Genomic DNA, 14,279 nt, shown 5'->3' with positions numbered 1-14,279 from the left:
GCAGGTATGCCCGAGACAGCGAAGCAGATGCTCTCCGAACGCGTGTACAACGAGCTCAAGAACGCGGTGATGCGGGGCGATTTCGCCCCCGAGGAGGCTCTCAAGCCCCAGGAACTGGCCCGGGAGCACGCGGTCAGCCTGGCCGTGGTGCGCGAGGCGCTGGTCCGGCTGGTCGGTGACGGCATCGCGGACCGGCTGCCCAACCGCGGCTTCGCCGTTTCCGCCTTCTCCGATCAGCGGTGGCAGGAGGTGGCCCAGGCCCGCTGCGCGATCGAGCCGGTCGTGCTGCGGATGGCCATCGAGCGCGGCGACCTCGACTGGGAGGCCCGGGTCCGCGCCGCGCACCACCGGCTGTCCCGCACCCCGATCCACGTGCCGGAGGAGGGAAAGTACTACAGCACCGCCTGGTCACAGGCCCATCGTGACTTCCATCGCGCGCTGCTGGAAGGCTGCGGCAATGCCGTCCTGCTGGACACCTTCGACCGCCTGTGGACGGCCAGCGAACTGGCCCGCCGGTGGTCGGCGACCCGTACGCCCGATCGCGACGCCGAAGCCGAGCACCGCCGACTGGAACAAGCCGCCCTGGCCCGCGACGCCGACACCGCAGCGGACGTCCTCACCCGGCATCTCACCCTCACCGCCACCGCCCTGACCGACAACGCCCCCCGAGGAGCCTGAAGGGCAGGTGCGGAACGGCGGAGCACGAACACGTGCTCGTGAGGCCACGTACGGCGGTGCCGCTCAGCCGGCGGACCGGTCGTCGTCGACGGGGAGCGCCGCGCTGCCTGCCGGCCCGCCGTGCGGGGTGCCCCCGGGTTCGGTCCGGGCGAGCGCGGCGAGGAGTCGCAGCTTCTCGTCGCTGTCGCTGTGCCTGTCGGGGTAGTAGACGACGAGGATGACGTCGTCGATGGGGAGTTTGTCGCGGTGGAGCCGCAGTTCACCGACGACGGGGTGGTGGACGGTGGTGGTGCCTCCGTCGAGGTTGCGGACGTCGTGCCGGGCCCACAGGGTGCGGAAGCGCTGACTGGACAGCGCCAGCTCTCCGACGAGTTCGACGAACCGGGGGTTGTCGATGTCGTCCCCGATGGTGGTGCGCAGAGCGGCGACGATGCCGGCCGCGGCGTGAGCCCAGTCCTGGTGGAAGGCTTGTTCCTCGGGGTCGAGGAAGAGGGACCGAAGCCGGTTCTGGCCGGGCCGCAGGCGCGGGGAGAGCGCGACGGCCAGGGGATTGGAGGCCAGGACGTCGAAGGCGCGCCCTTCGACGAACGCGGGGATGTGGAGGTGGGCGAGCAGCTGGTGCACGCGTGCCGGTACGTGCTCGGGCCGCTTGCGGCGCGGAGCCCGGGGGCGCCCCGCGGCGAGGCCTAGCAGGTAGGTCCGCTCGACCTCGTCCAGGCGCAGGACGCGCGCAAGGGCTTCGAGGACCTGAGGTGAGGGGTTCGTGTCCCGGCCGCGTTCCAGCCTGAGGTAGTAGTCGGGGCTGATCCCGGCGAGCAGGGCGACTTCCTCACGGCGCAGGCCCGGCACGCGGCGATTGCCGCCCGGCGGGATTCCTGCCTGCTCCGGTGTGATCAGCTCGCGGCGGGCGCGCAGGTATCTGCCGAGCCGATTGCCGGATTCCTCATCCTTCATACCGACACCGTAATGCGGTGCCGGTGACGCAGAGGGGGCCCTGACAGGACCAGGGAAGACGGGGGCGCTGTCACCCGCCCCGGATGCCGTCGAGACTGCGAGAGCACTGCCCGCGAGGGGCAGCGACCATCGCTGGAAGCGCCGCGGACCCGCATGCCGTCGGCGCCCTGGACTGAAGGGAAGATCCCGTGGATCTCTCCAACCGCACCGTTCTCATCGTCGGCGGGACCTCGGGCATCGGGCGGGAACTGGCCCGCAGGTTCGCCGCTGAGGGCAGCGTCGTGATCGTCGGCGGCCGCAACCCCGAGGCACTGGCGGAACTGGCCGACGAGGGCTTCGGCACCGTCGGCATCGATGTCACCGAGAGCGCCTCCGTCGCAGCCGCGCGGGACACCGTGCTCGCCCGGTGTCCCGAGCTGGACACCGTGGTGACGATGCAGGGCGTGATGCTCCTGGAGGACCTGCGCGACCCCGCGCACTTCGAGGCGGCGAAGACGACCATCGACACGAACCTGGTGGGCACCATCCGGGTGCTCGACGCCTTCGTCCCGCACCTGGTCCGGCGGGGTGCCGGCACCGTCGTCACCGTCACCTCGGGCATCGCCTTCCTGCCCTTCCCGCCCATGCCCACCTACGCCGCCTCGAAGGCCGCCGTGCACGCCTACTCCGAGGCACTGCGCGCGCAGCTCGACGGCACGGGTGTCGACGTCGTGGAACTCGTCCCGCCGGCCGTGGCCACAGCGGGGCAGGAAAAGGTGAATCCGCACGCGCTGCCGCTCGACGACTTCGCCACCGAGGTCATGGACCTGCTCGCGGAGGAACCCACCCCGCGGGAGATCCTCGTCAAGGGGGTCCTCATGCACCGCTGGGCCGAGCGCGACGGCACCTACGACGACCTCGTCGCGCAGCGTTCCCGGGCCCTGGCCATGCTCCCCGGCCGACCCTCTCCCTCATAGACGGCAGGGGGCGCGGGGACCCTACGGACTCGGCTCAGGTGTGAAAGGACCCACCCGTCCAACCGCCCCCGGAGTCACCGGTCCAGCCGCTGCCGTAGTCACCGCCACTGCCGTAGTCGCTGCTGTGGCCGCCGCCGGAACCACGCGGCCGGTCCCGTTGCGGACGTCGCGGTATCGGGTTCTCCCGCAGGTAGCGCGCGGCCGGGTCCGGTCGCCCGTTGCGCCGGGCGGTGTCGATGAACTGCCAGGTCCGGCTGTGGGCGTGGAGGTCGGGGGAGCGGTGGACGTCGAGATAGGCGGCGTACACCAGCTCCCCGTCCGGGTCGACCGCGTCGTACTTCTCCCACTGCTCCGTCAGGAAGTAGAAGACGGCGCGTTCGCGCTGTCCCTCCGGCGCGTACCCCGCGTCGATCGCCGCCGCGACGGCCTCCTCGTAGCCCGGCATCCGGGAGCAGGCGATCTCGCACAGACGCTCCCGCGCCCCGCCCTCAGGCAACTCCCGCAGGACTCGCCTGTACTTCTCGGCCAGCTCGGCGCTCGCCAGCCGCGTGCCGTTCAGGACGGCGTCGACCGTGCCGGGGCGGGTGAGGTCGATCAGATCGGGGCGGTCCTTCGCCACCGCCAGCAGCACGCCGCCGGCGCGGCCCGGCGGGGTCGCCGGGTCCAGGTGCGGATTGGCCGTGCTCACCTGCGCCACGGACGCCCCGGGCAGGAAGCCGCCGTCGTCCCAGCGTGCGGCCAGGGCGGCCAGGATCAGTGGCTGGTCCGTGGCCGACAGGAAGCGCACCAGATCGGGGCGTCGGGGAGAATCGGACAGCAGCATCATCAGGCGCTCGGCGATGCCCTCCGGCCGGGTCCACTCGTGGTCTCCGGCCGGCTCACCGTCGAGGAACCGGACCAGCCGCGGCGGCGGCCCGCCTCCCAGCAGCAGGGGCCCTGCCACGGCCGTCCACGCCCGGTCGTCCCCCGCGTCCCGCCCGCCTCCGCACTGCAACAGGCTCTGATAGACCACTTCCCCCGCGGCCCGGGGCTCCTCGCACACGGCGACCAGCGCGTCGAAGGCCTGGCCGGCCACCGGTTGCGAGGCCTTGGCCGCGATCCGCACCAGGCTCCCGGCGGCGAGCGAGCCCGTGTCCCGCTGTAGCTGCCGCGCCAGGCGCGCGACGGCATACGACCCCAGGACCCGTCCGAACACCCGGCCCCGGCCCGTGCCCCACCTCTCCCAGCGTCTTGTCGCGTACGGAGACGTCATCCACCGATTGTCGGCGAACCGGACGCCTGAGGCCATAGACGGGTGCCGCGGCCGAGCGGCGACCGAGGTGCGGAACCGAGAGCGCGCCGTCGTGTGAGTGGTGGCGCACCGGGGCGCGAAAGGGCGGGCTCGGCGTGTCGCCGGGCCCGCCCGTGGCCGGCTCCCTGTCGGAGCCGGACCCGTGTCACGCCGTCAGCGCTGCAGGGTCAGCAGACCCGGACGGTAGGGCAGCAGGCCGTAGTCGCCGCCGGAGTTGGGGCTGCGGCCCTGGTAGAGCAGTTGCAGGTTGCAGGGGTCGACGGTCATGGTCTGATCGGCGCTGGTGCGCAGCAGTTCGCCGTGGCTGATGTCATTGGTCCAGGTGGCGCCACTGTTGGCCTTGCCGGCGAAGGGGTTGCTCTCGGTCGCGGCCTGGGGCGTCCATGACCCGTTCAGGCTGGTGGCCGTGAACGACCGGAAGTAGCGGTGGCCCTGCGCGCCGATCGCCTCGACGATCATGAGGTACCGGTTCTGGCCCTGCAGCTTGTACACCTGCGGCGCTTCGAACAGGTTGTTCGTCGTGTCGCTCATGACCACGGTCGAGGACGACCCGAAGCTGCCCGGGAAGTTCCCGATGGGCATGCTGGCCCGGTAGATCTTGCCGTTGTCACCCGCGAAGAACAGGTACATGTTCGTCCCGTCACCGATCAGCGTCTGGTCGATGGGACCCGTTCCGGAGCCGGAGATGCTTCCGGAGAACAGCTCCTGCTCGGCGGACCAGCCGTTGGGATTGGTGGGGTCGCTCGATGTGCGGTAGGAGAAGGAGGTCCTGCCCCACTGGTAGGCGAGCACCCAGATGTTCTTCGGCGCGAAGTAGAAGAGCGTGGGCGCGACGGTGGCGGCCGACATCGCGTTCTGGCTGGCCGAGCCCATCTCCGACCAGTTGGTGAACGGGCCGAAGTTCATCGAGCCCCACCGCGTGCCCGTGTCGTGCGTCGTCGCGTAGACGAGCTGCCTGCCGTTGTGGGGGGCGACGGTGAAGTCCTTCAGCGAGACCCACCCCGACCTGGGCTGCGCGAGCGCCCCCGTCGATGTCCAGCGGTAGGACGAGGGGAGGGTGCACGAGCCGGGGTTGTCCGCGCCGACCTTCACGAGCTGCCACTGCTGGTTGGTGCCGCCCCAGTCGTCGTACTGGACGATGTTGGCGTTGTCGGCGGTGGACGCGCCCTGCACTTCGAGGGCCTTGTTGCTGTGGCGCGAGATGAGCCTCACGTAGCCGTCCGGGCTGTCGGCCAGCCGCCACTGCTGGTTGGTGGCGTTGAGGTCGGTCCACTGGACGATCGAGCCGCCGTTGGCGGTGGACCAGTTGTAGAGGTCGAGCACCTTGCCGGAGTGGCGGGATTTGATGCGGTAGTAGCCGCCTCCGGCATCGACGAACTGCCACTGCTGCTGGCTCTGATCGTTCCTCGACCACTGGGTGATGCGGGCGCCGTCGTTGGTCGCCATGTTGTAGACGTCCAGGGCTTTGCCGCTGTTGCGGTTGACCAGCACGTAGGAGGCGTTGGGGTCCACGGTGGCCGCCTCGGCGGGCTGGGCACCGAGGAAGGTGGCCACGAGCAACAAGGGCGCGAGGACGGCGAGTAAGCGTCTTGGACGGACCGGGGACTGGTGGTCGAACCACATGAGAGGGCCTCCTTGGGGAGTGGGGTGAGGTCCCGATGCGACACGGAGCGGACGTGCCGGGAACGCGGCGATCCTCGAATGTTTCGAAGAGTTCCCGGATGTCATGACGGCCCAAGCTAGGAACGCGGTGCCCTCTGGTCAAGGCCTGTCGCTGAACTGTCCACAAACAGCGCCCTCGCCCCTGAGGTGACAAATCGCCCCGCTGTTCGCCCCGTCGGCATGCCCTGGGATCGAATGTTTCGATTGATGAATCGAAATTCTTCTGCGGAAGCTGTTGACGACCCGTCACCCCCGCCTCAATCATCCCTGTCTGAGGAACCGAGCGTGGTTCGGCATGTCGAACCGCGTCACAGAGCCGCGTCCCTCAGAGCCGCGTCCCCACGGCGCTTGCGCCACCCCGTTCCGCTTCCGGTGAGGTTCCACCCGTGCGTCCCGGTGCTTCTCGCTGTCCGCCCGGCAGCGATGCGCGAGGGCGTGCGGCGGCCCCCGGCTGAACCGCGAGGGAGTACCCCGTGCCCGTGCCGGCCGAGAAACGCCCCGCTCCGGGGCCGCGGTGTCCGGTGGTTCCGGCGCCGTCCGCGGTCCCGGCCCCGCTCCGTCCCTCCGTCCGCCGAAGAGAGGCGGACGAGGCGTTCCCCTGCGCTCCCGTCCTACCGTGACTTCTACCTTGGAGGCACAGCCATGGGCTCGTACGCCCTTCCCAGATCCCTTGCCCGCCGTGGGCTCCGCGGCCTGCTGCCGGCGCTGCTCGTCGGCGTCCTCGGCACGGCCGGCGCACTGGTCGCGCCGCCGACCGCGCACGCCGCCGAGAGCACGCTCGGCGCCGCCGCGGCCCAGAGCGGCCGCTACTTCGGCACCGCCATCGCCTCGGGCAAGCTGGGTGACTCGACGTACACGACGATCGCCAACCGCGAGTTCAACTCGGTGACGGCCGAGAACGAGATGAAGATCGACGCCACCGAGCCGCAGCGTGGCCAGTTCAACTTCACCGCCGCCGACCGCGTCTTCAACTGGGCGGTGCAGAACGGCAAGCAGGTCCGCGGCCACACCCTCGCCTGGCACTCCCAGCAGCCCGGCTGGATGCAGAACCTCAGCGGCAACGATCTGCGACAGGCCATGATCGGCCACATCAACGGCGTCATGGCCCACTACAAGGGCAGGATCGCCCAGTGGGACGTCGTGAACGAGGCGTTCGCCGACGGCAGCTCGGGGGCGCGCCGCGACTCCAACCTGCAGCGCACCGGCAACGACTGGATCGAGGTCGCCTTCCGCACCGCACGTGCCGCCGACCCGGCCGCCAAGCTCTGCTACAACGACTACAACGTCGAGAACTGGACCTGGGCCAAGACCCAGGCCATGTACGCCATGGTCCGGGACTTCAAGCAGCGCGGCGTGCCGATCGACTGCGTCGGCTTCCAGGCGCACTTCAACAGCGGCAGCCCGTACAACAGCAACTTCCGCACCACCCTGCAGAACTTCGCCGCCCTCGGCGTCGACGTGGCCGTCACCGAACTCGACATCCAGGGCGCCCCCGCCTCGACCTACGCCAACGTGGTCAACGACTGCCTGGCCGTCCCGCGTTGTCTCGGCATCACCGTCTGGGGCGTGCGCGACACCGACTCCTGGCGGGCGGAGCAGACGCCGCTGCTGTTCAACGGCGACGGCAGCAAGAAGCCCGCTTACACCGCCGTGCTCAACGCACTCAACGGCGGCACCACCACGCCCCCCGAGGACGCCGGACAGATCAAGGGCGTCGGGTCGGGCCGGTGCCTGGACGTGCCCAGCAGCAGCACCACCGACGGCACCCAGCTCCAGCTGTGGGACTGCCACAGCGGCACCAACCAGCAGTGGACGTACACCTCCGCCGGTGAACTCAAGGTCTACGGCAACAAGTGCCTGGACGCCGCCGGCACCGGCAACGGCGCCAAGGTGCAGATCTACAGCTGCTGGGGCGGCGACAACCAGAAGTGGCGCCTCAACTCCGACGGATCCATCGTGGGCGTCCAGTCGGGTCTCTGCCTCGACGCGGCCGGGGGCGCCACCGCCAACGGCACCCTGATCCAGCTCTACTCCTGCTCCAACGCCAGCAACCAGCGCTGGACCCGCACCTGACATGGCCGGCCACGAACGAAGGGTGCAGCGATGACCGCCTCCGGCGCGGCTCCGCCCGCCGCCTTACGAAGGCATCACTGGTGGTCCCGGGTCGCCGCCCTGGTGGCGGCGACCCTCGCGATCGGCATGCTCACCGCCGTGAGGCCCACACCCGCCGAGGCGGCGACCGTGGACACCAACTCCTGGTACGTGCTGGTGAACCGCAACAGCGGCAAGGCGCTGGACGTCTCCGGCGCGTCCACCGCCGACGGTGCGCGGATCGGCCAGTGGGCACGCGGCGACGGAGCCCACCAGCAATGGCAGTTCGTGGACTCCGGCGGCGGCTACTACCGCCTCAAGGCCCGGCACTCCGGCAAGGTCCTCGACGTGGCCGGCGCCTCGACCGCGGACGGCGCCGCGATCCAGCAGTGGGCCGACCACAACGGGGCCAACCAGCAGTTCCGCCTGGCCGACTCCGACGCGGGTCACGTCCGGCTGATCAACCGCGCCAGCGGCAAGGCGGTGGAGGTGCAGGGCTCCTCCACCGCGGACGGCGGCAACGTCGTCCAGTACACCGACTGGGGCGGCGCCAACCAGCAGTGGCAGCTGGTCAAGCTGTCGTCCGGTGGCGGCGGGGGATGCGGCAGCGCGCCGACTCTGACGAGCGGTACGCACACCATCCAGAGCGGCGGCAAGAGCCGCAGCTTCATCCTCAGGGTCCCCGCCGGCTACGACAACCGCCACCCCTACCGGTTGATCTTCGCCTTCCACTGGCGCGGCGGAACCGCCGGGGACGTCGCCTCGGGCGGTACCAGCGGCAGCGCCTGGTCGTACTACGGCCAGCAGGAACAGTCGAACGACAGCGCCATCCTCGTCGCCCCGCAGGGCCTCGGCAACGGCTGGGCCAACCAGGGCGGTGAGGACGTCACCTTCGTCGACGACATGATCCGGCGCATCGAGGGCGGTCTCTGCGTCAACCCGGCGCAGCGCTTCGCCACGGGATTCAGCTGGGGCGGCGGCATGAGCTACGCACTCGCGTGCAGCCGGGCGAACGTCTTCAGGGCCGTCGCCGTCATCGCCGGTGCCCAGATCAGCGGATGCAGCGGCGGCACGCAGCCGATCGCCTACTTCGGGATCCACGGCATCGGCGACTCCGTCCTCGGCATCGCGCAGGGACGGTCCCTGCGCGACAGGTTCGTCGCCAACAACGGCTGCACGGCCCAGAGTCCGCGCGAGCCCGCGCCGGGCAGCCGCACCCACATCACCACGGCCTACTCGGGCTGCCGTGCCGGATACCCGGTCCAGTGGGCCGCGTTCGACGGAGGCCACATACCCGGTCCGGTCGACGGCTCCTCCGGCGAGAGCGGCGTCACCACCTGGACCAAAGCAGAGATCTGGAGGTTCTTCGCCCAGTTCCAGTGACCCGTCCGCGACCACGGAGTGGGGCCAGGCGATGAGCCGGCTCCACTCCGTGGGCGTCCTCTCCGGCGGCGCGGACGCTCCGGCGTCACTCGCTGCTGCTCCCGCGTGTCACTTCCAGGACCTACTCCGTCCCCACGATGCGCTCCACGGCGGCCCGCACCAGTTCCTCACGCTCCGCCTCCGAGAAGACGTCCGGCAGCGTGAGCTGTTCGACGATCAGCCAGTTCAGCGTCAGGATGAGCAGTTTGACGGCCATGGCGTCACCAGGCAGGCCCGACCCCTCGTGATAGGCGACATTGGCGTCGACGTCGGCCCGGACCCGTTCGGTGAGGACCTTGCGCAGGCCGGGGCGGCGAGTGGCCTCCAGGCGGAGCTCCAGCAGCGCGAGGTAGCCGGTGCGGAACGAGGCGATGCGGCTGACGAGTTCACGCATGAGCTCCGCGTAGGTCTCCCGGTCGCGGCCGGCCGTCCGCTGCCGGGCGATCGTGGCCTCGTCGGGCTGGAGCCGCTCGTAGACCCGGGCGCCGGCCTGGGTGAGCAGGTCGTCGCGGCTGGCGAAGTAGTTGGACGCCGTGCCGACGGGAACGCCGGCCTCGGCATCCACGGCCCGGAACGTCAGTCCGCGCGCGCCCTCCCTGGCCAGCACCTCGATCGCCGCGTCGACGAGCGCCGCGCGCCGCTGCTCATTCCGCCTCACCATTGACACCACTCCGTGTGTAGTACTACGTTCAAACCACTTCAAGCAGAGTACTACGTGCGGAGGCCCCATGCGGAGGCTCGTGTACTACGTCGGTGTCTCGCTCGATGGGCGCATCGCCGGCCCCGGCGGCGAGTTCGACTTCTTCCCGCAGGGCGATGAGGAGCAGGCCGCCGCCTACGCGCGCCGGATGAGCGCGCTGTACCCGGAGACCATCCCCACCGCCTACCGCGCGGCCGTCGGCGTCACCGACGCGCCCAACCGGCGTTTCGACACGGTCGTCATGGGCCTGGGCACCTACCGCCCCGCCTTCGACAACGGCATCACCAGCCCGTACGCGCACCTGCGCCAGTACGTCGTGTCCAGCACCCTCAAGCCGGACACCGACCCCGCTGTCACCGTCGTGCCGGACGATCCGCTCGCCCTCGTCCGCGAACTCAAGGGCGAGGCGGGCACCGGCCTGGACATCTGGCTCTGCGGCGGCGGCCGACTCGCGGGCACACTGCTCCCCGAGATCGACGAGCTGCTGATCAAGACGTATCCGGTCATCGCCGGTACCGGGATCCCGCTGGTCGAAGGTGCCTTCGATCCCACCGTGTTCGCCGTCGCCGAGCGCACCGCGTTCCCCAACGGCGTCACTGTCACCCACCTCACCCGCCACTGATCCACCACGTCACCCGGGTTGGCCCGATGACGATGACCGGACCTGCTCGGTCGGGCGGTGCACCCGACGAAGGGGTCAGGTCAACCGGAGCAGCAGGGCGGCGAGTTCGGCCGGTGTGGTGATCATGCAGTCGTGGCCGGTCGCCAGCTCCCAGACCCGTGCCGGGGTGCCGTCCGGCTGGATCCCGGGTACGGGACGCCGGACGAACCCCTCCGGCAGGACGGTGCAGTGGATGTGCGTACGCGGGATCCTCCGCGCGGCCGGCTCGTTCAACCGCACCGGCTGGCGCAAACAGTTCACCGGCTGGTCCGACAGCATGGTGCGCAGCCACGCGACATCGTCCGGGTCCGTGACACCGAACAGGCCGGCCGGCGGCGGCATCTCGGGCGGGGGCGGCACCCGCCAGCCGCTCTCCGATCGCAGGGCGAGGTCGATCAGGTGCTGGGTGACCGGCATGACGTCGACCGCCGTCTCACCGTCCTCGGGGACCATCGCGTCGAGGTAGACCAACTGCGCGATCCGGTCCGGGACGTCGTTGGCCACGGACGAGATCACCAGCCCGGCGTAACTGTGCCCGACGAGGATCACCTCGGTCAGGCCCTCGTCGAGGATCAGCGCGACGATGTCGTCGACGTGCGTGTCCAGCCCGACCTCGGGGCCGGCCAGGTGCGCCGTGTCGCCGTAGCCGGTGAGCGAGGGCGTGAACACGCGGTGGCCCGCCGCCGTCAGCAGCGGAACCACCCGCTCCCAGCATCTGCCGTCGTGCCAGGCGCCGTGGACCAGGAGGAACGTCGACATGAGGTGCTCCTTGATGTGCCGGCCCGCCATCGGGGCCGCAGGGGTGCAGGGGAGGCTCACCCGGAGACAGTGACCGGGTGGGCCGGCGGCAACGCTGCCGTGGCGGTACCCGGGCCGGCCAGTGCCCTGGCGATCCTGGGGGTGACAGGGCCACCCGGGCACACGGCCACGCGGACTACCGTGGTCGCATGACCGGCGAACCGAATCTCCTGGGCGACTACGTGCGAGCCCGCCGTGAGCTCGTCACCCCCGAGCAGGCCGGTGTACCCGTCGTGGGAGTGCGTCGGGTGCCGGGCCTGCGCAGGGAGGAGGTCGCCATGCTCGCCGGCATCAGCGTCGACTACTACCTGCGCCTGGAGCAGGGCCGCGACCGCAACCCGTCCGTGCAGGTCCTGGAATCCCTCGCCCGTGTGCTGTGCCTGGACGAGGACGCCACGGAGCACCTGCTCGCACTCGGTGCGGATCGGCCCCGACGGCGTCGGCGCCGGCCCGCGAAGGAAACCGTTCCACCGGGCGTCGCGCAGCTCGTCGCCACGCTCCCGCTCCCCGCACTCGTCGAGGGCCGCTACTTCGACGTCCTCACCGCCAACGCGGCGGCCACGGCCCTGTCACCGCGCTTCACCGCGGGCGCCAACCGTCTGCGCAGCCTCTTCCTCGACCCCGTAGAACAGGCCCTGTACCCGGGCTGGGAGCAGGCCGCCGCGGGCATGATCGCCGGTTTCCGCCAGTCCGTCGGCGCCGGCACGGACGATCCCCGGTGTATCGAGCTGGTCGGTGAACTCTCACTCGCCAGCCCTCTGTTCAGCCGGCTCTGGGCCCGGCACGACGTGGTGGCGTGCGAAGGCGCACCCAAGCACATCGACCATCCTCAGGTCGGCGGCCTGTGGCTGAACCGGGAGCGGCTGAGCGTCGACGGCGCGGTGGGGCAGACGCTCGTCGTCTACCACCCGGCCCCTGGTACGGACAGCGCGGACAGACTCGCGCTGCTCACCGCCACCGCACCGTCATCGTCCGAGCCGGCCGGAGTTCATCACCGAACCCGTGCCCTCGAGGGCGACGACCCGACGCGCGCTGACATCGCACACGCCGGACGAGCACCGGGCGGTGCGCGGACGCGGTAGGGCGGCCGGCGCACGGCGGCGAGTGGCGAGCCCTCTTCCCGTCCCGGTCAGGCGTCGAGGTTCTGTCTCGCCACCACCTGGAGGAACGTGAGGCGCTCCGCGGCGTCGGACCCCGGCTGGGGGCGGAAGACGACCATGCGGTGGCCGGTGGCGGAACTCAGCACGACATCGCACTGCACGTCGAGTTCTCCCACGTCCGGATGGATCAGCAGTTTCCGCGTGGACCTCAACGGCGTGACGGTCATCGTCTCCCAGTACCGGGCGAACTCCCCACTGGCCGCGAGCAGATCCGCCACCAGCTGGTCCGCCACCGCGTCGCCGCCCCGGCCGGCGCTGGCGACCCGGAGGTCCGCCGCGTAGGCCCGCCCGATCGCTTCGTGTTCCTCGGCGACGTTCAGCGCACGCGAGGCCGGATCGGTGAACCAGCGCCAGACCACGTTGCCCTCACGCGGCTCGCCCAGGGACCAGGAGCCCAGCAGCGCCCGGCTCAGCCGGTTCTGCGCGAGCATGGTCGACAGATCGTCGATCACGTGGGCCGGAACCGTCGTGAGGGAGTCGAGGAGGAACATCATCGCCGGGTCGACGTACCGGCCCGCCCCACCCCTGGACGGCGGGGCGTGGCCGGCGAGCCGGTAGAGATGGTCGCGCTCGTCCACCGACAGACGCAGCGCACCGGCCAGACTCGCCAGCATGGCCTGCGACGGGTGGGCGTTACGGGACTGCTCCAGCCGCTCGTAGTAGTCGACGGAGACGTTCGCCAGCAGAGCGACCTCGGAGCGCCGCAGGCCGGGGGTGCGGCGACGGCCGCCCGCGACCAGGCCGACGTCCGCCGGACGCAGCGCCTCGCGCCGAGCGCGGAGGAAGGAACCGAGGTCGTTGTGATTCATCGCACCGCTCATTCCTGGATGGCCCTCATGCCCTCCGAGTAGTACCGCGCACCCGCCACCTCGTCGGCGGAGATCGCCTCGCCGAGGGCGCTGAGCGTGTCGGCGTCCAGGGTGAGCGCCGCGGCGGCCACGTTCTCCTCAAGGTAGCTGCGCCGCTTGGTGCCCGGGATGGCCGTGGCCCCCTGGGCCAGCACCCACGCCAGGGCCAGCTGCCCCGGGGTGATGCCGAGCTTGTCCGCGATCACCCGCACCCGGTCCGCGAGGGCCAGGTTGTGGGCGAAGTTCTCACCGCTGAAGCGAGGCGCCGTGCGCCGCCAGTCGTTCTCCGGCAACTCGTCCGGCGAACGCAGCCGGCCGGTGAGGAAACCCCGTCCCAGCGGTGCGTAGGCGACGAATCCGATGCCCAGTTCGCGCACGGTCTCCAGTACGCCGTTGGCCTCCACCGTCCTGGTGAACAGCGAGTACTCCGTCTGCACGGCCGACAGCGGTGCCACCGCATGGGCCGCGCGGATCGTCTGGGCGGACGCCTCGCTGATGCCGAGGTAGCGCACCTTGCCCTCGGCCACGAGTTCGCCCAGCGCACCGAAGGTCTCGGCCACCGGCACGTCCGGGTCCACGCGGTGCTGGTAGTACAGGTCGACACGGTCCGTTCCCAGCCGGCGCAGCGACCCCTCCACCGCCTGGCGCACGTACTCGGGCCGCCCGTTCGGTCCGCCGACGACCTTGCCGGACTCGTCCAGCGTCAGCCCGCCGAACTTCGTCGCCAGCACCACCCGGTCCCGGTAGGGGGCCACCGCACGCCCGAGCAGCTCCTCACCGGTGAAGGGCCCGTACATGTCGGCCGTGTCGAACATCGTCACCCCCAGCTCGATCGCCCGGTGGACGGTCTCGACGGACCCGGCGTCGTCCCGAGTGCCGTACATCGCGGTCATCCCCATGGTGCCCAGTCCCTGGACCGACGCCGTCAGGCCCTGGCTGCCGATCTTGTGCGTGCTGATGCTCATGCTTTCCTCCTGCCGAGCGACACCGCGCATCGGTGTCGCTGACAGCGTCCACCGGCCTCGGCGGGCTTCCAGCGTCCGGCTCAGACCCGCCTT

13 protein-coding genes are annotated in these 14,279 nt (G+C 70.8%); 6 read left to right on the top strand and 7 right to left on the bottom strand.

The window, feature by feature from the left end:
* The first annotated feature begins 6 nt into the window (after positions 1 to 6).
* Positions 7 to 678, top strand: coding sequence for a GntR family transcriptional regulator (locus ACIGAN_RS04440; RefSeq protein WP_365092324.1), 672 nt, complete (start codon positions 7 to 9; stop codon positions 676 to 678).
* A gap of 63 nt (positions 679 to 741) precedes the next feature.
* Here the strand turns inward: ACIGAN_RS04440 and ACIGAN_RS04435 are convergent, their stop codons facing one another.
* Positions 742 to 1,632: a helix-turn-helix transcriptional regulator gene (locus tag ACIGAN_RS04435; protein WP_365743099.1), complete on the bottom strand. Its 891-nt coding sequence runs from the start codon at positions 1,630 to 1,632 to the stop codon at positions 742 to 744.
* A gap of 188 nt (positions 1,633 to 1,820) precedes the next feature.
* On the opposite strand from ACIGAN_RS04435, the gene ACIGAN_RS04430 reads away from it, so the two are divergent.
* Entirely contained in the window at positions 1,821 to 2,588 is a 768-nt protein-coding gene (locus ACIGAN_RS04430) for an SDR family oxidoreductase (protein WP_399854782.1), read from the top strand.
* Positions 2,589 to 2,622: 34 nt separating this feature from the next.
* Here the strand turns inward: ACIGAN_RS04430 and ACIGAN_RS04425 are convergent, their stop codons facing one another.
* Both ACIGAN_RS04425 and ACIGAN_RS04420 read right to left on the bottom strand, forming a co-directional pair.
* Positions 2,623 to 3,840 (bottom strand): hypothetical protein, encoded by a 1,218-nt coding sequence (locus ACIGAN_RS04425; protein WP_399854781.1) that lies wholly within the window; start codon positions 3,838 to 3,840, stop codon positions 2,623 to 2,625.
* A 192-nt stretch (positions 3,841 to 4,032) separates the two neighbouring features.
* Positions 4,033 to 5,502, bottom strand: coding sequence for a non-reducing end alpha-L-arabinofuranosidase family hydrolase (locus ACIGAN_RS04420; protein ID WP_399854779.1), 1,470 nt, complete (start codon positions 5,500 to 5,502; stop codon positions 4,033 to 4,035).
* A 681-nt stretch (positions 5,503 to 6,183) separates the two neighbouring features.
* Between ACIGAN_RS04420 and ACIGAN_RS04415 the strand changes: the two genes are divergently transcribed.
* Both ACIGAN_RS04415 and ACIGAN_RS04410 read left to right on the top strand, forming a co-directional pair.
* On the top strand, positions 6,184 to 7,614 hold the full coding sequence (locus ACIGAN_RS04415; protein ID WP_365092311.1) for an endo-1,4-beta-xylanase: 1,431 nt from the start codon (positions 6,184 to 6,186) through the stop codon (positions 7,612 to 7,614).
* Between the two features lie 99 nt (positions 7,615 to 7,713).
* Positions 7,714 to 9,015, top strand: a complete 1,302-nt coding sequence (locus ACIGAN_RS04410; RefSeq protein WP_365092346.1) for an RICIN domain-containing protein — start codon at positions 7,714 to 7,716, stop codon at positions 9,013 to 9,015.
* Between the two features lie 121 nt (positions 9,016 to 9,136).
* On the opposite strand, the gene ACIGAN_RS04405 is transcribed toward ACIGAN_RS04410, so the two are convergent.
* Complete coding sequence (locus ACIGAN_RS04405; RefSeq protein ID WP_399854778.1) at positions 9,137 to 9,715, bottom strand: TetR/AcrR family transcriptional regulator; 579 nt, start codon at positions 9,713 to 9,715, stop codon at positions 9,137 to 9,139.
* Between the two features lie 67 nt (positions 9,716 to 9,782).
* Here ACIGAN_RS04405 and ACIGAN_RS04400 point away from each other — a divergent pair, with 67 nt between their 5' ends.
* Entirely contained in the window at positions 9,783 to 10,376 is a 594-nt protein-coding gene (locus tag ACIGAN_RS04400; RefSeq protein WP_399854777.1) for a dihydrofolate reductase family protein, read from the top strand.
* A 75-nt stretch (positions 10,377 to 10,451) separates the two neighbouring features.
* On the opposite strand, the gene ACIGAN_RS04395 is transcribed toward ACIGAN_RS04400, so the two are convergent.
* Entirely contained in the window at positions 10,452 to 11,174 is a 723-nt protein-coding gene (locus ACIGAN_RS04395; RefSeq protein ID WP_399854776.1) for an alpha/beta fold hydrolase, read from the bottom strand.
* Positions 11,175 to 11,362: 188 nt separating this feature from the next.
* Between ACIGAN_RS04395 and ACIGAN_RS04390 the strand changes: the two genes are divergently transcribed.
* The gene (locus ACIGAN_RS04390; RefSeq protein ID WP_399854775.1) at positions 11,363 to 12,295 is read left to right on the top strand and encodes a helix-turn-helix domain-containing protein; all 933 of its coding nucleotides are present in this window, start codon (positions 11,363 to 11,365) and stop codon (positions 12,293 to 12,295) included.
* A 47-nt stretch (positions 12,296 to 12,342) separates the two neighbouring features.
* On the opposite strand, the gene ACIGAN_RS04385 is transcribed toward ACIGAN_RS04390, so the two are convergent.
* Together ACIGAN_RS04385 and ACIGAN_RS04380 are read right to left on the bottom strand one after the other, a co-directional pair.
* Positions 12,343 to 13,182 (bottom strand): helix-turn-helix transcriptional regulator, encoded by an 840-nt coding sequence (locus ACIGAN_RS04385; protein WP_399854774.1) that lies wholly within the window; start codon positions 13,180 to 13,182, stop codon positions 12,343 to 12,345.
* Between the two features lie 8 nt (positions 13,183 to 13,190).
* Positions 13,191 to 14,186: an aldo/keto reductase gene (locus tag ACIGAN_RS04380; RefSeq protein WP_365744857.1), complete on the bottom strand. Its 996-nt coding sequence runs from the start codon at positions 14,184 to 14,186 to the stop codon at positions 13,191 to 13,193.
* Positions 14,187 to 14,279: the final 93 nt, after the last annotated feature.

Origin of the sequence: Streptomyces sp. NPDC085931, from assembly GCF_044540565.1 — a bacterium.
GTDB lineage: Bacteria > Actinomycetota > Actinomycetes > Streptomycetales > Streptomycetaceae > Streptomyces.
The sequence above is the reverse complement of the archived record's forward strand: the minus strand, read 5'-3'. Positions and strand labels throughout refer to the sequence as shown.

Coding starts and splice junctions, on each gene's coding strand:
- ACIGAN_RS04440 (WP_365092324.1), top strand. CDS start 7: ATGCCCGAGACAGCGAAGCAGATGCTCTCCGAACGCGTGTACAACGAG.
- ACIGAN_RS04435 (WP_365743099.1), bottom strand. CDS start 1,632: ATGAAGGATGAGGAATCCGGCAATCGGCTCGGCAGATACCTGCGCGCC.
- ACIGAN_RS04425 (WP_399854781.1), bottom strand. CDS start 3,840: ATGACGTCTCCGTACGCGACAAGACGCTGGGAGAGGTGGGGCACGGGC.
- ACIGAN_RS04420 (WP_399854779.1), bottom strand. CDS start 5,502: ATGTGGTTCGACCACCAGTCCCCGGTCCGTCCAAGACGCTTACTCGCC.
- ACIGAN_RS04415 (WP_365092311.1), top strand. CDS start 6,184: ATGGGCTCGTACGCCCTTCCCAGATCCCTTGCCCGCCGTGGGCTCCGC.
- ACIGAN_RS04405 (WP_399854778.1), bottom strand. CDS start 9,715: ATGGTGAGGCGGAATGAGCAGCGGCGCGCGGCGCTCGTCGACGCGGCG.
- ACIGAN_RS04400 (WP_399854777.1), top strand. CDS start 9,783: ATGCGGAGGCTCGTGTACTACGTCGGTGTCTCGCTCGATGGGCGCATC.
- ACIGAN_RS04395 (WP_399854776.1), bottom strand. CDS start 11,174: ATGTCGACGTTCCTCCTGGTCCACGGCGCCTGGCACGACGGCAGATGC.
- ACIGAN_RS04390 (WP_399854775.1), top strand. CDS start 11,363: ATGACCGGCGAACCGAATCTCCTGGGCGACTACGTGCGAGCCCGCCGT.
- ACIGAN_RS04385 (WP_399854774.1), bottom strand. CDS start 13,182: ATGAATCACAACGACCTCGGTTCCTTCCTCCGCGCTCGGCGCGAGGCG.
- ACIGAN_RS04380 (WP_365744857.1), bottom strand. CDS start 14,186: ATGAGCATCAGCACGCACAAGATCGGCAGCCAGGGCCTGACGGCGTCG.